General features: G+C 60.6%; 21 protein-coding genes. 17 read left to right on the top strand and 4 right to left on the bottom strand.

Annotated elements, in window-relative coordinates; translation table 11 throughout:
* The first annotated feature begins 41 nt into the window (after positions 1 to 41).
* From FHU41_RS11875 to manD, 8 genes are read left to right on the top strand one after another with little or no spacing between them, the layout of a single operon-like run.
* Entirely contained in the window at positions 42 to 977 is a 936-nt protein-coding gene (locus FHU41_RS11875; protein ID WP_179390433.1) for a carbohydrate ABC transporter permease, read from the top strand.
* Entirely contained in the window at positions 974 to 1,873 is a 900-nt protein-coding gene (locus tag FHU41_RS11880) for a carbohydrate ABC transporter permease (protein WP_179389857.1), read from the top strand. Before FHU41_RS11875 ends, FHU41_RS11880 begins: the two co-directional genes overlap by 4 nt.
* Positions 1,874 to 2,701 carry a sugar phosphate isomerase/epimerase family protein gene (locus FHU41_RS11885; RefSeq protein WP_179389858.1) on the top strand — a complete coding sequence of 276 codons (828 nt, stop codon included), beginning with the start codon at positions 1,874 to 1,876 and terminating at the stop codon, positions 2,699 to 2,701.
* On the top strand, positions 2,698 to 3,837 hold the full coding sequence (locus FHU41_RS11890; RefSeq protein WP_179389859.1) for a Gfo/Idh/MocA family protein: 1,140 nt from the start codon (positions 2,698 to 2,700) through the stop codon (positions 3,835 to 3,837). The genes FHU41_RS11885 and FHU41_RS11890 overlap by 4 nt, the downstream gene beginning before the upstream one ends.
* The gene (locus FHU41_RS11895; RefSeq protein WP_179389860.1) at positions 3,834 to 4,712 is read left to right on the top strand and encodes a sugar phosphate isomerase/epimerase family protein; all 879 of its coding nucleotides are present in this window, start codon (positions 3,834 to 3,836) and stop codon (positions 4,710 to 4,712) included. Before FHU41_RS11890 ends, FHU41_RS11895 begins: the two co-directional genes overlap by 4 nt.
* Positions 4,709 to 6,208 (top strand): glucuronate isomerase, encoded by a 1,500-nt coding sequence (gene uxaC, locus FHU41_RS11900; RefSeq protein WP_343046322.1) that lies wholly within the window; start codon positions 4,709 to 4,711, stop codon positions 6,206 to 6,208. The genes FHU41_RS11895 and uxaC overlap by 4 nt, the downstream gene beginning before the upstream one ends.
* Positions 6,205 to 7,455 (top strand): mannitol dehydrogenase family protein, encoded by a 1,251-nt coding sequence (locus FHU41_RS11905; protein ID WP_179389861.1) that lies wholly within the window; start codon positions 6,205 to 6,207, stop codon positions 7,453 to 7,455. Before uxaC ends, FHU41_RS11905 begins: the two co-directional genes overlap by 4 nt.
* Positions 7,452 to 8,681: a D-mannonate dehydratase ManD gene (gene manD, locus FHU41_RS11910; protein WP_179389862.1), complete on the top strand. Its 1,230-nt coding sequence runs from the start codon at positions 7,452 to 7,454 to the stop codon at positions 8,679 to 8,681. Before FHU41_RS11905 ends, manD begins: the two co-directional genes overlap by 4 nt.
* Before the next feature lie 383 nt (positions 8,682 to 9,064).
* On the opposite strand, the gene FHU41_RS11915 is transcribed toward manD, so the two are convergent.
* Positions 9,065 to 9,664 (bottom strand): TetR/AcrR family transcriptional regulator, encoded by a 600-nt coding sequence (locus FHU41_RS11915; RefSeq protein WP_179389863.1) that lies wholly within the window; start codon positions 9,662 to 9,664, stop codon positions 9,065 to 9,067.
* 96 nt (positions 9,665 to 9,760) lie between these two features.
* Here FHU41_RS11915 and FHU41_RS11920 point away from each other — a divergent pair, with 96 nt between their 5' ends.
* Both FHU41_RS11920 and pyrE read left to right on the top strand, forming a co-directional pair.
* Complete coding sequence (locus tag FHU41_RS11920; protein ID WP_179389864.1) at positions 9,761 to 10,858, top strand: hypothetical protein; 1,098 nt, start codon at positions 9,761 to 9,763, stop codon at positions 10,856 to 10,858.
* Between the two features lie 169 nt (positions 10,859 to 11,027).
* Positions 11,028 to 11,594 (top strand): orotate phosphoribosyltransferase, encoded by a 567-nt coding sequence (gene pyrE / locus FHU41_RS11925; protein ID WP_179389865.1) that lies wholly within the window; start codon positions 11,028 to 11,030, stop codon positions 11,592 to 11,594.
* A gap of 141 nt (positions 11,595 to 11,735) precedes the next feature.
* On the opposite strand, the gene FHU41_RS11930 is transcribed toward pyrE, so the two are convergent.
* Entirely contained in the window at positions 11,736 to 12,530 is a 795-nt protein-coding gene (locus FHU41_RS11930) for an HAD-IIA family hydrolase (protein ID WP_179389866.1), read from the bottom strand.
* Between the two features lie 42 nt (positions 12,531 to 12,572).
* Here FHU41_RS11930 and FHU41_RS11935 point away from each other — a divergent pair, with 42 nt between their 5' ends.
* The gene (locus tag FHU41_RS11935) at positions 12,573 to 13,244 is read left to right on the top strand and encodes a TrmH family RNA methyltransferase (RefSeq protein ID WP_343046323.1); all 672 of its coding nucleotides are present in this window, start codon (positions 12,573 to 12,575) and stop codon (positions 13,242 to 13,244) included.
* 57 nt (positions 13,245 to 13,301) lie between these two features.
* Here the strand turns inward: FHU41_RS11935 and FHU41_RS11940 are convergent, their stop codons facing one another.
* Positions 13,302 to 14,147, bottom strand: a complete 846-nt coding sequence (locus tag FHU41_RS11940; RefSeq protein ID WP_179389867.1) for a peptidoglycan-binding domain-containing protein — start codon at positions 14,145 to 14,147, stop codon at positions 13,302 to 13,304.
* 215 nt (positions 14,148 to 14,362) lie between these two features.
* Between FHU41_RS11940 and FHU41_RS11945 the strand changes: the two genes are divergently transcribed.
* From FHU41_RS11945 to FHU41_RS11960, 4 genes are all read left to right on the top strand, one after another.
* Positions 14,363 to 15,646 (top strand): lipase family protein, encoded by a 1,284-nt coding sequence (locus tag FHU41_RS11945; RefSeq protein WP_179389868.1) that lies wholly within the window; start codon positions 14,363 to 14,365, stop codon positions 15,644 to 15,646.
* A gap of 185 nt (positions 15,647 to 15,831) precedes the next feature.
* Positions 15,832 to 17,826 carry a S53 family peptidase gene (locus FHU41_RS11950; RefSeq protein WP_246279605.1) on the top strand — a complete coding sequence of 665 codons (1,995 nt, stop codon included), beginning with the start codon at positions 15,832 to 15,834 and terminating at the stop codon, positions 17,824 to 17,826.
* Positions 17,827 to 17,945: 119 nt separating this feature from the next.
* Positions 17,946 to 18,965: a class II fructose-bisphosphate aldolase gene (gene fbaA / locus FHU41_RS11955; protein WP_179389869.1), complete on the top strand. Its 1,020-nt coding sequence runs from the start codon at positions 17,946 to 17,948 to the stop codon at positions 18,963 to 18,965.
* Between the two features lie 9 nt (positions 18,966 to 18,974).
* A complete protein-coding gene (locus FHU41_RS11960; protein ID WP_179389870.1) occupies positions 18,975 to 19,412 on the top strand; it encodes a DUF3151 domain-containing protein in 438 nt (145 codons plus the stop codon).
* Between the two features lie 96 nt (positions 19,413 to 19,508).
* On the opposite strand, the gene FHU41_RS11965 is transcribed toward FHU41_RS11960, so the two are convergent.
* Positions 19,509 to 20,714, bottom strand: a complete 1,206-nt coding sequence (locus FHU41_RS11965) for a low temperature requirement protein A (protein WP_246279606.1) — start codon at positions 20,712 to 20,714, stop codon at positions 19,509 to 19,511.
* A gap of 34 nt (positions 20,715 to 20,748) precedes the next feature.
* Here FHU41_RS11965 and FHU41_RS11970 point away from each other — a divergent pair, with 34 nt between their 5' ends.
* Positions 20,749 to 21,087: a hypothetical protein gene (locus FHU41_RS11970; protein ID WP_179389871.1), complete on the top strand. Its 339-nt coding sequence runs from the start codon at positions 20,749 to 20,751 to the stop codon at positions 21,085 to 21,087.
* A gap of 198 nt (positions 21,088 to 21,285) precedes the next feature.
* Positions 21,286 to 22,575 (top strand): adenylosuccinate synthase, encoded by a 1,290-nt coding sequence (locus FHU41_RS11975; RefSeq protein WP_179389872.1) that lies wholly within the window; start codon positions 21,286 to 21,288, stop codon positions 22,573 to 22,575.
* Positions 22,576 to 22,654: the final 79 nt, after the last annotated feature.

A 22,654-nucleotide genomic window follows, 5' to 3' on the forward strand; every position in this document is an offset into this window, starting at 1 on the left:
AGCGACGGCGGGGGCCGAACGAGCGGAACAGGCCCCTGTGGATGTTGATCCCGGGTGGCTTGCTGATGGTCCTGGTGATCATCGTGCCACTGCTGCTCGGGGTGTACATGTCCACCTTGAACCTGGACCAGTACACGCTGCGTAAATGGATTTCGGCACCGTTTATCGGCATCGAGAACTTCATCGAAGCGCTCACCGCGACGGATTTGCTGCGCTCGGTGTGGCTCAGCCTGTCCTATTCGCTGCTGGCGATGGCGGTGACCATTCCGCTGGGCGTGCTCGCCGCAGTCGCCACCCAGAACAAGTTCCGGGGTCGCGGACTGGTCCGTTCGATCTTTCTGATCCCCTATGTGCTGCCGTCCTTCGTGGTGGCCACGGTGTGGCGGACCATGTTCCAGCCGGGCGGGGTGATCGATCATGCGCTCTCCGGCATTGGTCTGCACCCCGGTCTCTGGCTGAACGGCCCGAACAGCTATTGGACGCTGATCATCGTGCAGATCTGGGCTTCCTGGCCGTTTGTCTACATGCTGGCGCTCTCCGGTCTGCAAGCCGTGGACCACGAGGTGCATGAGGCGGCCGCGTTGGACGGTGCGCTCTGGTGGCGAAAGCTGCGCTACGTGGTTTTCCCCTACTTGAAGGGGCCGCTTTCGCTCGCCTTCTTGGTGGGCATCCTGCACCACATCAATAACTTCACCCTGCCCTATGTGCTCTTCGGCCTGCCCGCACCCTCGGATGTGAACGTGCTGCCGATCCTGACCTATGTGACCAGTTTCCAAAGCTTCCGTTTCGGGCTGAGTGCGGCAATGGCACTGGTTTCCCTGGTGCTGGTAGCCATCCCGCTCTTCGTCTATTTGCGAGCGGTCAAGCTGGACGACGGCGACCAACCGGCTAAGCGGCGGAAGTCGCCCAAACGGGCGGACCGTTTCACAACGGACAGCCCTTCGGGTGCCGTTGCTACCGAGGAGGTATTGGTATGAGCGCCGTTGCAACTGCCAGGAAGCCACACAAGCAGAACCGGCAGGCTGAAGTCACCCGATTGTTGCCCCGTCCGCTGCTGGTGGTGGTGATTACGGTGCTGGCCGCGGTGGTGTTGATCCCGGTGCTGTACATCTTTTTTGCCTCGATCAACTCGGATATTGCGGTGGCCCGTGGCGATTTCTTCCCCACCGAACTGAACTGGGAGAACTACGCCAAGATCTGGACCAGCGTTGGCTTGGCCAAGGGCTTGGCGAATTCTCTGCTGGTGGCGGGCTCAACCGCCGTCGTCTCGGCGCTGCTCTCGGTGGCTACCGCTTATGTGCTGGTCCGCTTTGCCTTCCGTGGCCGGTTGACCATCCTGCGCGGGTTACTGGGTCTGCAGAGCATTCCCGGCACCCTGATGCTGCTCCCGGTCTTCGTGCTGTTCTCCTCCGCGGCCAGTTACCTCGGGGTGACCATTATTGGCACCCAATGGGGTCTCTTTCTGACCTATCTGACCTTCGCCCTGCCGTTCTCCACCTGGGTGATGGTCACCTATCTGCGGGGTTTGCCGCGCGAGTTGGAAGAGGCCGCGCGGATTGACGGGGCGGGCCCGCTCGGCGTACTGCTGAGGATCATTTTGCCGCTGAGCTGGCCGGGCATTGTGGTTTCGGCGATCTTCGCTTTTCTGCTCGGCTGGAACGACGTGCTGTTCGCCTCTGTGATGACCCGGCCGGAAAGCCAAACCGTTGCCGTGGCGCTGCAAATTTTTGGCGCTTCAACCGAAGGTGGCGCGGTTCCCTACTACGGTCAGATGATGGCTTCGGCCCTGGTCTGCGCGGCACCCGTGGTGATTCTGTACTTGATTTTCCAACGCTATCTAGTGGGCGGCCTGACCGCCGGAGGAGTGAAGTAAATGGTGGAATGGGCATTGTCCGGTTTCGGTGACGAGATCGACGACGATCCGGTGATCCAGTGCGCGGTGTTGCAAGCCCTCGGCGCCCAACACCTCGAAGTGCGCAGCGCCTGGGGAGTGAATATTGTCGACTTATCCGAGCAGCAACTGGCTGCGCTCCAGGAACTGCTCGACGCCCGTGAGATGGGGGTTTCCGCAATAGCCTCGCCGATTGGCAAGGTCTCGGTGGAACTGCCGGTACAGCACGAACTGGACCGGCTAGACCGCGCCATAGCCGCCGCCAAAGCCTTGGGTACCCGGTATATCCGGATCTTCTCGTTTTACTACCCGGGGTCCGCCGAATCGGTACGAGATGCCGTGCTGGAGCGGATGAAAGCTCTGGCCGCCCGTGCGGAGCAAGCCGGGGTGGTGTTGCTGCATGAGAACGAAAAGGAGATTTACGGGGACACCCCGGAACGAGTGCTCGATATTGTGCGTAGCGTGGATTCACCGGCGCTCCGCCTCGCCTGGGACGCCGCCAACTTTGTTCAGGTGGGGGTTCGGCCCTTCACCGAGGGCTATGCCCAGCTCCGCCCCTATCTGGAATATCTGCAGGTCAAGGACGCCGTGCTGGCCGATGGCACGGTGTGCCCGGCCGGTCAGGGCGACGGCGAATTGCTGCGCACCGTGGAGGCACTGCGAGACGACGGCTATACCGGCTTCGCTTCCTTGGAACCACATCTGGCCGATGCCTTCGCACTGGGTGGTTTCTCCGGACCGGCAGCTTTTGGGGTGGCCGCAAGGGCCTTCGCCTCCGTGCTCGATCAGGCCGGGGTGGTGGCGAAATGAGCATCCGGGTTGCCCTGGTGGGCTGCGGCTCCATTGGACGCACGCACGCCGCCGTGATTCTAGAACAGCCGGAGTTAGAGCTGGTGGCGCTGGTTGATCCGGTGCCGCAGGCTCGGGACTCGCTGGTGACCTTCCTGGCTGGGCGCGCCGAGCCGGCACTTTTCGACAGTATTGAGCAGGCACTGGCTACTCCCGATGGCGATGCGGATTTGTTCGTCCTAGCCACCCCGAGTGGCTTGCATATCTCCGGCGCCTTGGAAGTTCTGGAGGCCGGAAAACACGTAGTGATCGAGAAGCCGCTCGATGTTGATCTCCGCCAGGCTCAGCAGATCGAAGCCGCGGCCTTGCGGGCCGAACAGAACGGTCAACTGGCCACCGTGATCAGCCAGCACCGCTTTGACCCGGCCAGCCAGGTAGTGGCCGGAGCCGTTTCCTCGGGAAGGTTTGGCCGAGTGACCTCCGCTATCGCCACGGTTAGTTGGTGGCGCAGTCAGGGTTATTACGACTCCGGAGACTGGCGTGGCACTTGGGCGATGGACGGCGGTGGGGCGCTGATGAACCAGGGCGTACACACCGTGGATCTACTGCTCTGGTTCCTGGGTAAGCCGGTGCAGATCACCGGTCACACCGGCCTGCTGGCACACCAAGATATTGAGGTGGAAGATACCGCCGCAGCGGTGATCAGCTTCGAATCCGGCGCGCTCGCCGTGCTGCATGCCACCACGGCGGCCTATCCGGGGCTAAGCGCTTCGGTGCAGCTGATGGGCTCGCTCGGTTCGGCCCGGGTAGACAACGACAAGCTGCAATATTTCCACACCGCCGCGGAACAGTCCGAGGATGCCCGAATGGGAATGCAGGGGGAGTGGAATCTCGCCGGCGAGGAATTGGCCAGTTACCCGGCCGAGGTTGTTGCGGTGGCGGACCCAACTGTTTACCCGGTGGGTCATGCGCGGCAGTACCGTGACTTTATCGAAGCCATTCAGCAGAGCCGCCCGCCAGCGGTGAGCGTCAGTGATGCGGTTAATGCCTTGGCCTGCGTGCGCGCGGTTTACCTTTCCGCCACCTTGGGGAAAGCCGTTCGATTTGATGATGTGCTGTCCGGGAAATACAACGATATCGAGGTTCGAGTGCCATGAAGTTCTCCGTTTTCACCGCCTCCACCCCGGATTGGACACCAGAGGAAGCAGTCCGCGAACTCGCCGCGCAGGGCTGGGACGGCATTGAGTGGCGGGTGATCGATCAGCCGGAGGCGAATCCACCGGGATTCTGGGCCGGGAACCGGGCCACCATCCCGCTGACCGGGCTGGAAGCCGCGGTCCCGAGGCTCAAGGCGCTCACCGATCAGGCCGGCCTGGGCGTTTCCGGGGTGGGCGGCTATGCGCACTGTGGCCAGCACGACGACGTCGAACGCCTACTAGCCGCAACCGCCGCCTTGGGTGCCCCGCAAGTCAGGGTGGTGGTTCCTGCGCTCGGCACGGCTGAATGGGGAGGCGAACCGGCCAGCGGCATCTCCTATCCCGAGCTCTTCGAACAGGCTCGTGAGGATTTCCGTTGGGTGGCCGAGCGCGCCGCCCAACACGGGGTGAAAGCCCTGGTCGAGCTGCACCACCGAACCCTGGTGACCTCAGCATCGGCGGCTCTGCGGCTGCTCGACGGTCTTGATCCGGCCCATGTCGGCGTCATTCACGATCTGGGGAATCTGCAGATTGAGGGGCATGAGGACCACCTGGCCGCTTTCCAGATGCTGGGACCCTATTTGGCGCATGTCCATATCAAGAACGGCCAATGGCTGAAGACCGGAACCGATGAGTTGGGCGCCGCGCTTTGGCAGCATGAGTGGGCTCCGGTGCAGGAAGGTATCTCCAATGTCCTGGAGTACCTGCGGACCCTGAAGCAGCATGGCTACGATGGCTGGATAGCCCTTGAAGACTTCTCCACCGTCTTGCCCCTGGCCGAGCGCACCAAGCAGAACCAGGAGTTTCTCCGGCGGGCTTGGGCGGCGGCGCAGTGAATGCGGCAGAGGATTCTTCGACGAGGGGCTTGCAAAGCATTGCCCTGGACCCGGATCGGCTCTTTCCGGCTGAACCTTCGGTTCGCGGCATCGCCCGTGAACTGCATGCGCTGGTGGCCGAGCTGCCCATTCTCTCCCCGCACGGACATGTACCCGCTCAGGTATTGCTGGAAAACTCTCCCTTCGAAGATCCGGCCAGCCTGCTGATCAGCCCGGATCACTATGTCACGCGACTCATCCACGCCTCCGGGGTGGACTTGGCGGAACTGGGCGTGGGTGGGGCTAGTGCGGAGCCGCGTGAAATTTGGCGCAAGTTTTGCGCCGCCTGGCCGCTCTTCGATGGAACCGCCTCCGGTTACTGGTTGCGTTCGGAGCTGGTCGAGCTCTTTGGCGTGGACGATGAGCTGATCGATGCCGAGCATGCGGATCCGATCTTCGATCAGCTTGTTGCGGCGCTGAAAACCCCGGCGTTCCTGCCCCGGGCGCTTTTCGATTCCTTCCGCATTGAGGTGCTGGCCACCACCGACGACCCCTTGGATTCCCTGGATGCGCACCGCGCGCTCGCCGCCGATCCCAGTTTCACCGGCCGGGTGATCCCCACCTTCCGTCCCGATCGCTATCTCAATGCCGCAACGCCCGGGTTCGCCGAAAGGGTGGATCGGCTGATTTCCGAGGCGGGGGAGGGCGTTGCTGGTTATCAGGGGTATTTGCGGGCTTTGCAGAACCGCCGGGCGTATTTTATTCAGCACGGTGCCGTCTCCGCCGATCACGGCGTGCGTACGCCGCGCACCCTGAAACTTGAGCAGGCCGAGGCTGCACGGCTGTTCGAGGCAGCAATGCGCGGTGACTTGAGCCCGCAGGAGAGGGACGCCTTCGAGGCGCAGATGATTTACCAGATGGCTCGGATGTCCGTTGCAGATGGTCTGGTGATGACCGTGCATCCTGGGTCTTTCCGAGACCATCACACGCCAAGTTTTGAGCGCTTTGGGCCGGATACCGGGCACGATATTCCGGTTCCGGTCAGTTACACCGAGGGGCTGCGCCCGCTGCTCAATGACTTTGGTGATAGCCCCGGTTTTCAGCTTTTACTCTTCACCCTGGACGAGACGGTGTTCTCTCGGGAATTGGCCCCGCTGGCCGGGTTTTATCCCGCGGTCTACCTCGGCGCGCCCTGGTGGTTCCTGGATGCGCCCGATGCGATGCTGCGTTTCCGCTCCGCGGTGACCGAAACCGCCGGATTCTCCCGGAGCGCGGGCTTTGTGGACGATACTCGGGCCTTCTGTTCGATCCCTGCCCGGCACGATGCCTCCCGCCGGGTGGAAGCCGCATTCTTGGCTCGCCTGGTGGCCGAGAAGCGGTTGCGCGGGGACCGGGCTGCGGAGATCATCGTGGATCTGGTGGATGGTGCGCCACGAAGGGCCTTCAAGCTGGGCGCCTTCAAGTCGGGTGCCTTCGAGCCGAGCGCCTTCGAGCTCGGGGAGGGGTCGGTTCGGTGAAGCTGTCCCGTACCGCACTGGCTCTGCAAGGGGTAGAACTGCCCAAACCCCCGGTGCGGATAGTGCATCTGGGCTTGGGAGCCTTCCACCGCGCGCATCAGGCCTGGTACACTCAGCACGCCGCGGATGGTGCCCAGTGGGGGATCGCCGCCTTCAGCATTAGGTCCGCTGCGGCGAGCGCAGCGCTGGCGCCGCAGGACGGGTTGTCCACCTTGGTACAGCGCGGGGTCGAGGATGTTTTCGACGTGCTCTGGCCGGTGGTGGAGGTCGGTGATGGATCTTCTGCTGCGGGTCGTCACCGGATCGTGGAGTTGCTGGCATCGCCGGAAACCGCCATTGTCAGCCTGACCATCACCGAGGCTGGTTATCAGCCCGGCTCACCCGCCCTGGAACTGCTGGCCGAAGGTCTGCTGGCTAGGGAACGGGCAGGTGCTGAGCCGATTTCGCTGCTGCCCTGCGACAATCTGCGTTCCAACGGTGAGCGGCTCCGGCTGGTGCTGACGGATGCCCTGCGCGCCGCCGAGCCAGGGTGGCTGGATAGCGGTCAACACCATTTCGTCTCCACCTCGGTGGACCGGATTACCCCACGGACGACGGCGGCGGATCGGCGGACGGTCGAACTCGCCACCGGTTGGGAAGACGCCGCACCGGTGGTGACCGAGGAGTACACGAGCTGGGTCTTGCAGGGCATCGAGTCTTTTCCGCTCGGCAGGCCGCACTGGGAGGATGCCGGAGCGCGCTTCGTTACAGACATCCAGCCCTGGGAGCAGCGCAAGCTCTGGATGTTGAACGGTGCGCACACCTTCCTGGCCCTAGCCGGGCAGCTCCGGGGGCATCAGACGGTGGCGGAGGCGATAGCCGATCCGGAGTTACTTGCCGGAGTGCGTGGCTTCTGGGCAGAAGTCGTGCCCCAGCTGCCCGTCGAAGTTGAGGCGGAGGCTTATGCGGAGCAATTGCTGGATCGTTTTGCTAATCCCAGGATTGAGCATCGGCTCGCTCAAATCTCCCAGGATTCGGTGGCGAAACTTCAGGAGCGAGTTGTCCCGGTGTGGCTGGCAGAACGAGGTCAGGGACGATCCGGCGCAGCCGCCTTGAGCATCGTCGAAGCCTGGTGCCGGGCGATGCTCGCCGGGGTTCGTAGTGTTGACGCCGCCGATCCGGGCATTGATGCCGCGCTCTCCGAACCCGAGCCCCGATATGCGCTTTTGACCCTTGTCGATAGTGAAATTGCAAAGGAATCACGTTGAAAATCATTGCCGCCGACGTTATTGTCACCAGCCCGAGTCGTAATTTTGTCACCCTCAAACTGACCACCGATGAAGGCCTCACCGGCTTAGGTGACGCAACCCTCAATGGCCGGGAGCTCGCCGTCGCAAGCTATTTGAAGGATCACCTCGCGCAATTGTTGATCGGTCGAGACCCGCACCGGATTGAGGACACCTGGCAGTTCTTGTACCGCAGCTCTTATTGGCGGCGTGGTCCGGTGACGATGGCAGCCATTGCCGCCGTGGATATGGCGCTGTGGGATATCAAGGGAAAGGCCGCCGGGTTGCCGGTTTACCAGTTGCTTGGCGGTGCTTCGCGGCTGGGCTTGCGCACCTATGGCCACGCCTCGGGCCGGGACCTGCCGGAGCTTTTCGACTCGGTGCGGGAAAACCTGGAGGAGGGGCACACCTCGGTGCGTATTCAGACTTCCATTCCGGGGCTGAAGGCGATTTATGGCATTGCCTCGCAGGAGCAGGCTACCGGGGAGCGCTACGACTACGAACCCGCCGGTCGAGGGGCTTTCCCCGCGGAGGAGGACTGGGATACCCGGGCGTATTTGAACCACTTGCCCGGTGTTTTTGAGGCGGTCCGCAACGAGTTTGGGCCTGATCTGCCGCTACTCCACGATGGGCATCACCGGATGACCCCGATTCAGGCTGCCAAGCTGGGTAAATCGCTGGAACCCTACGATTTGTTCTGGCTGGAGGACTGCACTCCGGCGGAGAACCAGGAGTCGTTGCGGTTGGTCCGTCAGCACACCACCACGCCGCTGGCGATTGGTGAGGTGTTCAATACGGTGTGGGATTTCCAGACCCTGATCCGCGAGCAGCTGATCGACTATGTTCGGGCGGCTTCGACGCATTTTGGTGGCATCTCACCGCTCAAAAAGGTGATGGACTACGCGGCGCAGTATCAGATTAAATCCGGTTTTCATGGGCCAACCGATATCTCCCCGGTGGGCTTTGCCGCGCAGTGCCACGTTGGGCTGGCGATTCATAATTACGGTATCCAGGAGTACATGGCGCATTCCGAGGCGACCAATACGGTCTTCCAGCAGTCGATCCGCTTTGAAGGTGGCTATCTGCGGCTTTCCGACGCTCCCGGGCTCGGCGTGGAACTCGACGAGGAGGCCGCTGCGGCACATCCTTATCAGCAGGCGTATCTGCCGTATAACCGCTTGGCCGACGGTACAGTCCACGATTGGTGACCCTCGGCCGTTCTCCGTCCCCGCGGTGACTTCGCCGTCGTCGAACTTCCTCCGCCGAGTGTGGAGATCTGCATCTTAAAACCGCTCCAAAACGTGCAGATCTCCACACTCGATGGCGAGGATTTGGATATCGATTGCCACACAGGTCGCCGCGACATCGGTTCTCGCCTTGACCCCGCTCCTCGTCGGTTATCGCTGCGACGACGCCCCTCGTCGGTTATCGCTGTGACGCCACTCTTCGGGGTGTCCCAGCAACAATCCAAGTCCTTCGCGATAGCTCCTTGACTTCGCGATAGTGCAATGTCGCGACAATGAGCTATCCCGAAGTCAGTGGACTATCCTCAGCGGTTCGAGGTCAGCAGCCACCAACCCAGCACCCTCGGCTAGCTATCCGCCGCGTCGATCAATTTCTTGAAGCTTGCGAAATAGGCTTCTTCGTCGAAGCTCTCCACAAGTGTCGACTGGATGATGTAGCCCTGGCCGGTGCCGATCAACAGCGGAGTTAGCTCGGTGGCGCGCTGCTGGGCCTCTATCGGGCCCAGGCCCTGGCTTTGATACCAGGTGATGGTCCGAGCCTTCAGCTGGGCGGTCAATCCGGCATAAACACCGTCGAAGAGTTCGCGGACCTTCGGCTCGGTCACCGCATCCCCCCAGATCTGTAGTAGAAGTGAGGGATTGCCGATTTCCTGCCATAGGTGCCCGGTGACGTCCCTGATCAAATATGCCGGATGCACCGGGGGCTGTTCGGTGCTGCTGAGTGCGGGCTGTTCGGCAATGACCTCGAACACCTCGGAGACCACGAAGAGCACCAGCTCGTCCTTATTGCTGAAGTGGCCGTAGATCGCCCCGGCGGAGAGGCCCGATTCGGCGATGATATCGCTGATCAAGGTGGCTTTGATCCCTTTGCGGGCAAAGCACTTGAGCACCGCAACCATGATCTGCCGCCGACGGTCCTTGCGGTACTGCTCTGAAACTTTCGGCATTACCCCTCCTGAACAACTACTGACCTTGACAATCTAGCGCATTGTCCTCACTATAAAAAACGAACATTCTCTTTTATTTTCAGAAAGAAGCCTCTTATGCCCAGTTCCGAGTCCATCAAGCACACTAAGTGGGGAGTTACCATCGGTCTAGCCGCGGCAGCGGCCGTGCTGGTAACCCTTGTGGTGCTGGCCTTCCTTTGGCCCACCATCACCTCCTCGCCGAAGTCCTTGCCGGTAGCCATCTCCGGCCCGGACGCCCAGGTGCAGCAAGTGAAGTCCCAGCTCGAGGCAGGCACGGACGGTGCGATCGAGCTGACCGTAGTGGATAGTCGAGATGCCGCAGTCCAAGGTCTCAAGGATCGCAGCTACTATGGTGCAATCGTGCTGGGTCAGTCGCCCGAATTGCTCGAAGCTTCCGCGGCCGGTCCGGCGCCGCTGCAGATGATGAATCAGCTGGCACAGAATTTACAACAGCAGATGACTGCGCAAGCAGCCTCCAGCTCATCGTCACCCTCTACCGCCGCCGCCAAACTGGTGGTGACCGACGTCGTCCCGCTGGCTTCTACGGATGCGCGCGGCACCGGATTGTCAGCGGCCTCTTTCCCGATGGTGCTGGGCGGCATGATGGGTGGCGTGCTGCTTTCGCTGCTGTTGGTCGGGGTCTGGCGTCGCCTGGCAGGGGCGGCACTGTATTCGCTGCTGGTTGGCTTCTCCGCCTCTGCGGTGCTGGGACCTTGGTTCGGCATCTTGCAGGGCAGCTATCTGCTCAACGTCGGGGTGATCGCGCTCTCGGCCTTCGCTACGGCTGTTTTCATCGTCGGGGCGACGGCGCTCTTTGGCCGAGCTGGTGTGGGAGTGGGGGCAGTCGTCACTATGTTGATTGGGAATCCGCTGTCCTCGGCTGCACAACCCGTGCAGTTCATGGCGGAGCCCTGGGGTGCTATTGGACAGTGGTTCGTGCCCGGAGCCTCGAGCAACTTGCTGCGCAGTGCCTCATACTTTCCAGAGGCTTCAACGCTCTTTCCCTGGCTTGTGCTGGCGGGCTGGGCGGCGCTAGGGATTCTGCTCTCCATCATTGGGCACTTCCGCAACCAAGAGGTTGTCGAGGTCCCGGCCTTCGAGGATGCCTCGGGGGACACCTCGGAGGCGGCTTCGGAGGCTGCTTCGGAGGCGGCAAGCCCCGTCCCGGCCTAGTCGCTCGAGCGCCGTGGTTTCGCGATAGCTCACTGACCTCGCGATAGTGCAATGTCGCGTCAATGAGCTATCGCGAAGTTATTGGACTATCCCCAGCGTCTCGATGCGACAAGGCCCGATGCGCCACGGCCCGGTGCTCCAAGACCCCTTGGGCGATAAGCTTGGAGCCATGACTTTGGATCTCGCTGCTGCCCGAGCTCGCTTGCTGGAACTGATCAAGGAATTAGCCGTGGTGCACGGCAAAGTCACGCTTTCCAGTGGCAAGGAAGCCGACTACTACATCGATCTACGCAGAATCACCCTGCACCATGAGGCGAGTTCCCTCGTGGGACAGGTGATGCTGGCGATGTTAGATAACGCCGGAATCCAGTTCGAAGCCGCGGGTGGGCTGACTCTGGGCGCCGATCCGGTGGGCACCGCACTAATGCATGCCGCCACGGCGCAGGGTCGCTCAGTTGATGCCTTCGTGGTGCGCAAGGAGCAGAAATCCCACGGCATGCGTCGCCAGGTCGAGGGCCCCTCGGTCGACGGGCGAGCCGTTGTGGTGCTGGAAGATACCTCCACCACCGGCGCCTCCCCGCTCAAAGCTGTGGAGGGCGTTCGGAGTGCGGGTGGACAGGTGCAAGCAGTGGCCGTCATCGTTGATCGTGCTACCGGAGCCAAGGACCTGATCGAAAAGGAAACCGGAGTTCCCTACCTCTTCGCCTTCTCCAAGGACGAACTCGGTCTCGACTAAATCGCAACGCCTAGACCACTCCGCCGAGTGTGGAGATCTGCACGTTATGACCCGTTCTTGGGGTGCAGATCTCCACACTCGATGCACGGAGGCGGCGGGGAACGGGTGCCCCGAGGGGAAACCCCAGCGGGCGGAAACGGTTTAGATGAGTGGAATGAGGTCCGCGACCGAGTTGAGTGTTTGGTCCGGCCGGAATGGGTAGGCATCCACGTCTCCGGGCTGAGTGATCCCGGTGAGCACCAGCACGGTATGCAGCCCGGCCTCCATGCCAGCGATAATATCGGTGTCCATCCGGTCCCCGATCATCGCCGTGGTTTCCGAATGCGCCTCAATCTGATTCATCGCGGAGCGGAACATCATTGGATTTGGCTTGCCTACAACATAGGGTTCCCGATTGGTGGCCTTGGTAATCAAAGCGGCAATTGCGCCGGTTGCGGGCAACGGTCCCTCCATCGAGGGCCCGGTGGCGTCCGGATTGGTGGCGATGAAACGAGCGCCGTCCCCAATCAGTCGGATCGCCTTGGTGATGGCGTCGAAGGAGTAGCTTCGAGTCTCGCCCAGCACCACATAGTCGGGGCTCTGATCGGTGAGAATGAAGCCAGCCTCGTGTAGCGCCGTCGTCAATCCCGCCTCCCCAATCACGAAGGCGCGCCCGCCCGGGAGCTGAGATTTCATGAACTCGGCAGTGGCAAGGGCGGAAGTCCAAAGGTTCTCTTCGGGGATCTCCAGACCCGAAGCCTTTAGCCGAGCGGCCAAATCCCGTGGCGTGTAGATCGAGTTATTGGTCAGCACCAGGAAGCGCTTGGAAGTATCCACCCAGCGCTGAATCAGCTCGGCAGCCCCCGGAACGGCCTGGTTCTCGTGTACCAGAACGCCGTCCATATCGGTCAGCCAGCATTCGATGTCTTCGGCTTTACGCGGTTCATCATGTGCCATGAGCTAAGTCTTTCATCGATTCCGGGCAAGTAGGGTAGTTAAGTGACATCAATCGCGCAGCCCGAGGACGCCCCAGCAACCGAGTCGTCCCCTGAAGAGACCGTGGGCCTTGGCCCCTGGACGGGACCTTGGCCCGAAGGGGAGCACTGGGACCCGGAGCTGCTGAAGGAAGGCGACCGCCGCAATGTGGTGGACGAATTCCGTTACTGGAAACATGACGCCATCGTGGCAGCGCTGGATGAGCGGCGCCACGAATTCCATGTGGCCATTGAGAACTGGCAGCACGATCTGAATATCGGATCGGTGGTACGCACCGCCAACGCCTTCCTGGCTAAGGAGGTGCATATTATTGGACGACGGCGGTGGAACCGGCGGGGTGCCATGGTCACCGATAAGTATCAGCATGTTCACCATCACCCTAGTGTTGAGGAGTTCGTCTCCTGGGCTGCTGAGGAAGGCCTTGCCGTGATCGGCATCGATAACTTCCCGGATTCGGTACCCCTGGAGACCTACGATCTGCCCAGTCGTTGTGTGCTGGTCTTCGGTCAGGAGGGGCCGGGGCTGACTCCGGAAGTGCACGCCGCCGCGGAAGCAACGCTATCGATTGCCCAGTTCGGTTCGACTCGTTCCATTAACGCCTCGGCTGCGGCCGCGATCGCCATGCACGCCTGGATTCGACGGCACGAGTTCGGTCAGTCTGTGCAGCCCCAGTAACCCGCCCCGGTGATTCTTCCCAGCGCGGTGGACCACCGCTTTGTCCCAGCGGTGGATCTAGCGCAGGTACGCTTCCCAGTAGGTCTTGGTGACCTTGGGGCCATCGTCCGCAGCATGTGAAGCCAGGCCGTTTCGACCGCGATAGTAGTCACCAACTTGAGCCTGAGCCGAGGGCGACATATCGGTATCGCTGATCGCTACCGCGTGGATGTGGTGGGAGAAACCCTGAGCCGGGGTGCGGTGCCAAGCGGCGAAGCCAACTTCGCGGAGCGCCTTGACCATGGCAGTCATTTGCGCGCTGCTCTTACCACTCACCGAAATATCTACCACTCCGCCGCCGTCGTGAGTTCCGGCTGAAGCGCCCACCCCGCCCGGGTTGTAGGAGCCCTGAACTAGAGACATGGTGATGCCGCAGCGCTTTCCGGCGGCGGTCAACATGCTCTTGGTTCGGGTGTTTACGGCTTTGCCGCTCACCGTGGTTCGTCCACCCAGGCTGATCAGTCGGCTCACCGTAAAGCGAGCGCTTCCCAGCTTCTTCAGGGAGGTGGGGCCGGGTAATCCGGTGGCGGCCAGACCGCTGTAGCCGAGGGACTGTTGATACTTCTTGTAGGCCGCAATGGTCACCTTGCCGAAGTTTCCATCGGCATAGCCCGCCGCCAGGAACTTCTTGGCGATTAATGCTTGCTGGACCAGTTTCACGGAAGGTCCGCAGCCGGAGGTGATAGCGAAGGAACCCCGGTAGGGATCAATCTGGGCGGCCAGCACCACCCGTTCCATATCCGCTACCGGTAGGGCAGCGGAGGCAGTGGAAACTCCGGCGAGCGGGCCAGCTAGAACCGCCACGGCAGCGCCTCCGGCTGCGGTGCGGAGGAAGGTTTTTCGGCTGATGTCTTTGCTGAACATGTTGATCTCCAGGTTGTGGTCGGATAGCTCGACTGAATCGGGACCAGTCAACAGCGACTCGGAAAGGCGAGCAATGGGTAGTTCTCCCCAGTCAGGGTTTTTGGAGGACTTTCGGAGCAAATTGGCAGCCAGAAAATATTCGATTTCCCTATCGCAAATAAGTTACCGGTCAGTAATATTTATCGGGTCAACGTCGACATCAAAGGAGATGCGAAATGCCGTTACGCCGCATTGCTTCAGTAACCCTGACCGGATTGGCCTTGGCTGGCCTGCTCTCGCTTGGTTCTGCCCCGGCCCAAGCCACTACAACCCAAGCCGCCGCAACCCAAGCGACCACAGCCCAGTCCGCGGGCGCCGCCGTCGCCCAGTCCACTGATTTCTACCAACTCCCTAGCGAATACCCGGCGACAGACGGAGCGTTGATCCGGCAGGAACCCTCCGCCTACTATCTCGATCCACTCAAACTGATCGGTTCCAACGCTCAGGTCACCCGAATCATGTACAAGAGCACTAATAGCCAGGGGCGGCCGATGGCGGTGACCGGAACCGTTTTGGTGCCTAAAACGGCTTGGCTGGGTAAGGGGACCCGCCCGCTGATCAGCTTGGCTGCTGGAACCCAGGGGCAGGGGGATCAGTGCGCTCCGAGCAAGCTGATGACGATGGGGTCAGAGTATGAAGGGATCCTGCTCAAGGGACTGCTGCTGCGTGGCTACGCCGTGACCATCACCGACTACGAGGGCTTAGGCACCAGCGATATGCACACCTACCTCTCCCGGCTTTCGCAAGGGCATGCGGTGTTGGATGCAGCTCGTGCCGCGCTCAGCCTCGGGATTCCGGGGATAAATCAGAGCACTCGAGTCGGCATTGCCGGCTACTCCCAGGGTGGTGGGGCTGCTGCCTCGGCCGCCGAGCTCGCATCGAGCTACGCACCGGAGCTGAACCTGATGGGCACTTATGCGGGAGCAGTACCCGCGGATTTGCAAAGCGTAGCCAGCAATATCGACGGTTCGCTGTACACCGGCTTCTTGCTGTATGCCGCCAACGGCCTGCTTGCCTCGGAGGGAATTGACCCCAGCAGCTACTTCAACGCCCAGGGTTTACAGAGCCTGCAAACCGCTGCCCAGCAGTGCATTTTTGCCACCTTGCCCAGCACCGCGTTTCTGAGTACCGCCAAGCTGACGCTCTCCGGACAGAAGTTCTCAGCGCTCACCACCTCCGGAACGTTTAAGGAGATCCTGAACCGGCAGAAGCTGGGTGTTGCTGGCGCTCCGAAGGCACCCGTGCTGGTGGGGCAGAGCCTCTTCGACGATGTGGTTCCAGCCGCACAAGCCAAAGCCTTGGCCAAGCGTTGGTGCGCGGCGGGTTCCACGGTGCAGTACGCCACCACATTGCTGCCCACCCATGTTGGCGGCTACGCCGGACTGCTTCCCGACCTCTTCGCGTTTATGGAAGCACGGGTGGCCGGGCTCCCGGCAAGCAGCAACTGTCGATCACTCTAAAATATGCTGGGAATTCTCCGTGAATTCCCAGCATATTTTCAGCAAAAAATGCCTTTAGGCCAACTGTGAAGAAAATTTGAATCTTCTGAAAGTAATTGCCTGAGATTCCTATTTTCTGACGATTTCTGGGTCTACGATCATCATCGTGTGGGCACAAAGGGTGCCTGAAGACTGAAAGATCTCCGATGAAGAAATCATCTTTGAAGCACGGGTGGTGGAAGCAAGCCCTCGCCATCGGTGCGACGACGGCATGTGCCGTTAGCCTGGGCAGTGCCGCCGCTGTGGCTCTGCCGGCTAAGGCAGACAGTTTTCCCGACGCCATGCCCAGTTGGGCCAAAACAGCCAACGATCAGGGCCAGACCGCTGGCGACGTCACGGTTGAAGGAGAAATTTACCTTCCCTTGCGGGATAAAGCCGGAGCAGAGGCGCTGGCAACGGCGGTCTCCACACCGGGGAATCCGCAGTACAAGCATTGGCTCAGTCCAACCGCCTGGATCAACCGGTTCTCACCCACCAAGCAGGACGCGGCCACGGTGATCAACCATCTGAAGTCCCAGGGGCTAACCATCTCCTCGGTACCGCAGAGTCGGCTTTACGTCGTCTTCCGCGGCACGGCTTCCCAGGTGTCTGCCGCCTTCAACACCCAGCTGCACAATTACTCCTTCCACGGCGAGACCCTGTCCGGCCCCAACTCCGCGCCAAAGCTGCCGCAGAGTGTTGCCGCTTTGGTACAGGGAGTCAGCATCGATCAGGGCAGGCTCAATACCAAGCCCAATAACATCAGCGCCGGGGATTTCAGCGATCCCAGTGCGCAGAGCAAATCCTTCAGCGCTCGCAGCCCGCAAGCAAGCTCCACCACTCCGGCACCCTGCTCGAACTACTACAAGCAATACGTTGACACCATGCCGACGGCTTATGGCCAGACTCAGTTCAGCACCTACGCCTGTGGTTATACCCCGAAGCAGATCCAAAGCGCCTATGGCGTGGGCTCGGCGCAGTCGCTTTTCGCCGGAGCGGGTCAGACCGTGGCGATCATTGACGCCTATGCCTCCCCGACCATGCTCAAGGACGTCAACCAGTACTCCAAGGACTACGGGCTGCCGCAGATGGACAAGAAGAGCTATCGGGAGATCGTGCCGAAGCCGAGCGAGTTCGTCGATCAGGAAGCTTGCCAGTACCCGAGTGGTTGGCAAGGTGAGCAGTCGCTCGATGTGGATGCCGTACACACCGCCGCACCGCGAGCCAATATTCTCTACGTTGGCGGTTTCAACTGCGGTGGCGGCCTGGACGTGGCCATGTCCAAAATCTTGGACGGCAAGCTGGCTAATATCGTCTCGAACTCCTACGGCAACGTTGGGGAAGCACTGCCTCAGGACGTTATTGACGGCACCGTGAACATCCACCTACAGGCCGCAGGCGAGGGCATCGGCCTCTACTTCTCCAGCGGAGACAACGGGGATCAGTCAGCCAATCTGGGCTACCCGTCACCGGACTTCCCGGCCAGCTCGCCCTGGGTTACCTCGGTGGGCGGAACCTCCTTGGAGGTCGATAAGAAGGGTAAGTACCTCTTTGAGACCGGCTGGGGCAACGCCCTCGACAAGGTTCTCACCAATGCCGATGGCTCACAGAGCTATGTTGCGCCCTTACCCGGGAACATCCAGGCCGGTGGAGCTGGTGGCGGAACCAGCGCCGTCTTCGATCAACCTGCCTACCAGAAGGGCGTCGTCCCGGATGCCTTGGCCAACGGACACCGGGTCTCCCCAGATGTTTCCTCGCTGGCGGATCCCTATACCGGAATGATGGTCGGTACTAGCCCGATCATCGACGATTCAACCCTGGCCACCGGAGCCTACGAGACCGGGTCGGTGGGTGGCACCTCACTTGCCGCTCCGCTGGTCGCCGGCCAGGCCGCCGTCGCCCAGCAGTTCGGTGGTGGGGCGCTGGGGTTCGCAAACCCCGCGCTGTACAAGCTGAGCAAACTGGTGCCGGGGGTGTTCACCGACGTCAAGCCGAGTAGTGCTCAAAATGCGCTCTCCTACACGAGTGCGCTGGGCAACCGGTACTTGGTTACCTTTGACCAGGACACCTCGCTCAAGACCACAACCGGTTACGACGACGTGACCGGCTTGGGCAGCGTGAACTACAAAATGGCGGCACTCATCTGGCTGGTCAGCCACTGACCTAGTCGCTTCACAACACTCTCGCATTCAGGGTTTTTAAACGCGTCATACCTGCCCTGGGTGCGAGAGTGTTGCGTTAAGATGAGGTTGACCCATTAGAGGACCATCAAGGAGTTTGTATGGCTATCGCGACACCGGATGAATATGCAGAGATGATTGATCGTGCGAAGGCGGGCGGTTTTGCTTATCCTGCGGTGAATGTGACGTCGTCGCAGACGTTGAATGCTGCTTTGCAGGGTTTTGCGGATGCTGGGTCGGATGGCATTGTTCAGGTTTCTACTGGTGGTGCGGCGTATTGGTCGGGTGCTTCGGTGAAGGACATGGTGGTGGGGTCGTTGGGGTTCGCGGCTTTTGCTCGTGAGGTAGCGAAGAAGTATCCGATCAAGGTTGCTTTGCATACCGATCATTGCCCGAAGGATAAGTTGGAGGGTTTCGTGTTGCCTTTGCTGGCTGCTTCGGAGGCGGAGGTGAAGGCTGGGCGGGATCCGTTGTTTAACTCGCATATGTGGGATGGTTCGGCTGAGACGTTGGAGGAGAACTTACGGATCGGGCAAGAACTGTTAGCGCGGACGGCTGCTGCCCGGATGATTCTTGAGGTTGAGATCGGTGCTGTTGGTGGTGAGGAAGACGGGGTGGATAACGAGATTAACGACAAACTGTATTCCACGGTTGCTGATGGTTTAGCGACGGTTGAGGCGTTGGGCTCTGGGGAGAACGGCCGGTACATTACGGCGTTGACGTTCGGTAATGTGCACGGGGTGTACAAGCCGGGGAACGTGAAGTTGCGTCCGGAGATCCTCAAGGACATTCAGGAACAAGTCGGAGCGAAGTTGGGGAAGGCGAACCCCTTCGACCTGGTGTTCCATGGTGGTTCGGGGTCGAGTCCGCAGGAGATCGCGGACGCGGTTTCCTATGGTGTGATCAAGATGAACATTGATACTGACACCCAGTACGCCTATACCCGTCCGGTCGTAGACCATATGCTCCGGAACTATGACGGGGTCCTCAAGGTCGATGGTGAAGTTGGTAATAAGAAGACTTACGATCCGCGAGTCTGGGGCGCTTCGGCCGAGAAAGGCCTCGCGGCCCGCCTCGTCCTCGCCGCCCAAGAACTCGGCTCCGCCGGCAAAAGCGCCTAGGACACTAGGATGTCTGACGAGTTTCGTAAAAACCTGATCGGCTCCGAGATCTCTACCGGACCCGCGCCAACCCTGCTACCCGAGGAACCCGAGGTTTCGGCGCGGCTTGAAGCCGGAGACGAGCCGGTGGATATCGCTGCTGCCTATCCCGCCTCCTCACTTGCCTGGGGCTTACTGGCGCAGGAGGCTCTTGCCGAAGGCCGAAACGTGGAGGCCTACGCCTATGCGCGGACCGGCTACCATCGGGGCCTGGATGCGCTGCGTCGGAACGGCTGGCGAGGTGTTGGCCCGATTCCCTGGGAGCATGAGCCGAACCGTGGCTTCCTCAGGGCCCTGTATTCACTCGGTCGTGCCGCTGGCGCTATCGGTGAAACGGAAGAAGCCGATCGGGTAGCCAAATTCCTGAACGATTCGGACCCTCAGGCTCTCTCCCAACTGGAGAAATAAGCCGAGCTATTCAAAGTTAATTGAGCTAGCAAAGTACATTGATGAGCCTCAGCCACCAGGCCGAGGCTCATCAATTTTTGGGGATCTTGTCCGGGTTTATTCGGCTAAGTGTCTGGTCCTCCGCGGCGCGGTGTACACGGTCAATAAGATCACCAGGGCCACCAAGATCAACGCCGTGAGTTGGAGCGAATAGGGCGCAAAGGCGCTAAGAACGATCAATACAGCGGCCAGTGGCATCAGCACATTGCTCAGCGGAGTGCATTGCGGTCGGATGATCAGCAGCCAGACAAAGAACACGAAAACGGCTACCGGCACGCAAAGCGTGGCTGCGGCCGCAGCGGATTCAAGTGAGGCGTGATGAGTTTCCACCGCTAGGGCCACCTCAATACCCGCAGAAACAGCTGCTGCCGCCGCGAAGAGGAAGAAATGACCATAGCCCCAGGCCAGGGAGGTGCGCAGGCTGGTCAGCAACTCGTGCTGTGGCAACGAGAAGTAAATCCACCATAAGCAGGCCACGATGACAAAACCGGTTCCAGCGATCAGCATTAGTTCCGCGAGTTGGTCGCTGTCATGGCTTGCCTCGATCACCGCAGTGGTTGCCGCCAAAATGGATTCACCCAGCACAATGATGGTGAACAAGCCGTACCGTTCGGTGATGTGGTGCCGATGCCAAGGGGTGAGTTTGAAACGCTCGGCGAGCAGGGGGACGCTGATTTCGGCCAGGGCGCCCAGTAGAAACATCCAGGGCTTGATTTCAGCGGTTCCCAGGAAGGGCAGGAAGACCCAATAGACCTGGACGATGCCGATGCCGATGGCATAGGCGAGAGCTGTTTTCCGGCCCTCTGGATCGCCGACGGCGGCCCGCAACCATTGCGCGATAATCGCCACCCGCATGATGAGGTAACCGGCAATGGCGAGGGTGAAATCCTGGTGCTCCGGGTTGGCAATACCGGGCACGCCGGCAGCAAAAACCAGGGCACCGCCCATTTGCACCAGAGTCAGAATCCGGTAATACCAGTCGTCGGTTCCATAGGAGTTGGCAAACCAGGTGAAGTTCATCCAAGCCCACCAGATGGCGAAGAAGGACATGACGTAGCCGAGGACTGCCACATTGAAGTGTCCTTCGACTTCGAAGTTCAGGAGGCTACGTCCCGCCGCGCCAACTGCGACCACAAAAACCAAGTCGAAGAAGAGCTCAAGCGGGGTTGAAACCCGATGCGCTTGGCGCGGGTCGCGGCGGACCATGGTGGGGAAACGCATTGCAGACTCCGGTTCTGGAATGAAGAGGGGACTCTCGATCATAGCGGTGAGCCGCCGACTTTGGGATGATACTCGGATGGACATCATGGAATCCTCGGAACAGGCCGTTGCCGCTTTTGAGGCTGTAGCGGAAGAACTCGCGGGCTCGGGTACGGTGCCTGGCAATACCTTCGGCGCGCGAGCCCTGATGGTTGATAAAAAGGCCATTGCCTGCCTGCACGGCGAAGCGATGGCCTTCAAACTCGGCCGAGATTCGAGCGAACATGCCAAGGCTTTAGCCCTGGCCGGGGCAACGCTCTTTGATCCCTCCGGAATGCACCGGCCCTTCAAGGATTGGGTAGAGATCCCGGTTGAATTTGAAGAACGCTGGCTGGGCTTTGCCCAGGCAGCGTTGCAACTAAGGATCAAGGGCTAACTAGGGCTAATTAAGGCTAAGTCGGCAGCAATTAGTTTATTCGCTGTAGCAAACGGCGTCTCAACTTCGGCCCGGCTGCTCCGTCCGCTAAACTTGGTGGGTAAGAGCCCCTGAACTCTTACTCTGTCCTAGCCGATTCTCAGTGTTTTGGCGGATAGCGGGAGTCCGGGGGCGTCGTCATGAATGGGGGAGGTTCCCATGCCAGCAATCGTCATTGTCGGCGCCCAGTGGGGCGACGAAGGCAAAGGTAAAGCGACAGATCTTCTCGGCGGTCGCGTCGATTATGTCGTGAAGCCGAACGGCGGAAACAACGCCGGGCACACCGTCGTCGTCGGCGGAGAGAAATACGAACTCAAGCTGCTTCCCGCGGGCATTCTGAGCCCCAATGCGATTCCGGTGATCGGTAACGGCTGCGTGGTCAATCTGGAGGCGCTCTTCGAGGAGATCGACGCGCTGCAGGCTCGGGGTGCAGACACCTCTCGGCTGCGTATTTCGGCCAACGCCCACTTGGTAGCGCCCTACCATCAGGTCCTCGATAAGGTGACCGAGCGATTCTTAGGTAAGCGCGCGATTGGCACCACCGGACGAGGCATCGGCCCGGCTTATATGGACAAGGTCGCCCGGCTCGGCATCCGAGTCCAGGACGTCTTTGACGAGTCCATTCTGCGGCAGAAGGTGGAAGGCTCGCTGGCACAGAAGAACGAACTACTGGTGAAGGTTTACAACCGCCGGGCGATCAGTGTCGATGAGGTGGTGGAATATTTCCTTGGCTTTGCCGAGCGCCTGAAGCCGCTGGTGATTGATGCGACCATCGAGCTGAACAAGGCTCTGGATGAGGGCAAAGTGGTGTTGATGGAGGGTGGCCAGGCCACCTATCTCGACGTCGATCACGGCACCTACCCTTTCGTCACCTCTTCGAATCCAACGGCTGGCGGTTCCTCGGTGGGTTCCGGCATTGGTCCCACCCGGATCACCCGTGTGGTGGGCATCATCAAGGCTTATACGACTCGTGTGGGTGCGGGGCCGTTCCCCACCGAACTCTTCGATGAGATGGGCGACTATCTGCAAAAAACCGGTGGCGAGTTCGGTGTAAACACCGGACGGCCGCGTCGCTGCGGCTGGTACGATGCGGTTTTGGCTCGCCACGCCTCCAGGATCAACGGATTCACCGACTACTTCCTGACCAAGCTAGACGTGCTCACCGGTCTCGAAAAAATCCCGGTGTGCGTGGCCTACGATGTGGACGGTGTTCGGCACGACGAAATGCCGATGACGCAGACTGATTTCCATCATGCCAAACCGATCTTCGAGTACTTCGACGGTTGGACCGAGAATATTTCCGCGGCCACAACGCTCGAGGAGCTTCCGGAGAACGCACGTAACTATGTACTCCAGTTAGAGCGGCTCTCCGGTACCCGGTTCTCCGCTATTGGGGTGGGGCCGGATCGCGATCAGACCATCGTCCGGCATGATTTGATCGATAGCTGAGGCTATCGCCGAGGCCAGGAACCATCCGTTTCTTGGCCTCGTTCTTCAGTTGTTATTGCGGGGTTCCCCCACGGTAACA

Source organism: Psychromicrobium silvestre (assembly GCF_013408295.1).
In the GTDB taxonomy this organism is placed as follows: Bacteria; Actinomycetota; Actinomycetes; order Actinomycetales; family Micrococcaceae; genus Renibacterium; species Renibacterium silvestre.

Excerpts from the sequence above, each read along its gene's own strand:
- FHU41_RS11960 (WP_179389870.1), top strand. The coding sequence starts at position 18,975 with ATGTCTGACGAGTTTCGTAAAAACCTGATCGGCTCCGAGATCTCTACC.
- FHU41_RS11965 (WP_246279606.1), bottom strand. The coding sequence starts at position 20,714 with ATGATCGAGAGTCCCCTCTTCATTCCAGAACCGGAGTCTGCAATGCGT.
- FHU41_RS11915 (WP_179389863.1), bottom strand. The coding sequence starts at position 9,664 with ATGCCGAAAGTTTCAGAGCAGTACCGCAAGGACCGTCGGCGGCAGATC.
- FHU41_RS11890 (WP_179389859.1), top strand. The coding sequence starts at position 2,698 with ATGAGCATCCGGGTTGCCCTGGTGGGCTGCGGCTCCATTGGACGCACG.
- FHU41_RS11975 (WP_179389872.1), top strand. The coding sequence starts at position 21,286 with ATGCCAGCAATCGTCATTGTCGGCGCCCAGTGGGGCGACGAAGGCAAA.
- FHU41_RS11880 (WP_179389857.1), top strand. The coding sequence starts at position 974 with ATGAGCGCCGTTGCAACTGCCAGGAAGCCACACAAGCAGAACCGGCAG.
- FHU41_RS11940 (WP_179389867.1), bottom strand. The coding sequence starts at position 14,147 with ATGTTCAGCAAAGACATCAGCCGAAAAACCTTCCTCCGCACCGCAGCC.
- FHU41_RS11970 (WP_179389871.1), top strand. The coding sequence starts at position 20,749 with ATGGACATCATGGAATCCTCGGAACAGGCCGTTGCCGCTTTTGAGGCT.
- FHU41_RS11945 (WP_179389868.1), top strand. The coding sequence starts at position 14,363 with ATGCCGTTACGCCGCATTGCTTCAGTAACCCTGACCGGATTGGCCTTG.
- FHU41_RS11895 (WP_179389860.1), top strand. The coding sequence starts at position 3,834 with ATGAAGTTCTCCGTTTTCACCGCCTCCACCCCGGATTGGACACCAGAG.
- FHU41_RS11885 (WP_179389858.1), top strand. The coding sequence starts at position 1,874 with ATGGTGGAATGGGCATTGTCCGGTTTCGGTGACGAGATCGACGACGAT.
- pyrE (WP_179389865.1), top strand. The coding sequence starts at position 11,028 with ATGACTTTGGATCTCGCTGCTGCCCGAGCTCGCTTGCTGGAACTGATC.
- FHU41_RS11920 (WP_179389864.1), top strand. The coding sequence starts at position 9,761 with ATGCCCAGTTCCGAGTCCATCAAGCACACTAAGTGGGGAGTTACCATC.
- FHU41_RS11930 (WP_179389866.1), bottom strand. The coding sequence starts at position 12,530 with ATGGCACATGATGAACCGCGTAAAGCCGAAGACATCGAATGCTGGCTG.
- FHU41_RS11875 (WP_179390433.1), top strand. The coding sequence starts at position 42 with ATGTTGATCCCGGGTGGCTTGCTGATGGTCCTGGTGATCATCGTGCCA.
- fbaA (WP_179389869.1), top strand. The coding sequence starts at position 17,946 with ATGGCTATCGCGACACCGGATGAATATGCAGAGATGATTGATCGTGCG.
- FHU41_RS11950 (WP_246279605.1), top strand. The coding sequence starts at position 15,832 with ATGAAGAAATCATCTTTGAAGCACGGGTGGTGGAAGCAAGCCCTCGCC.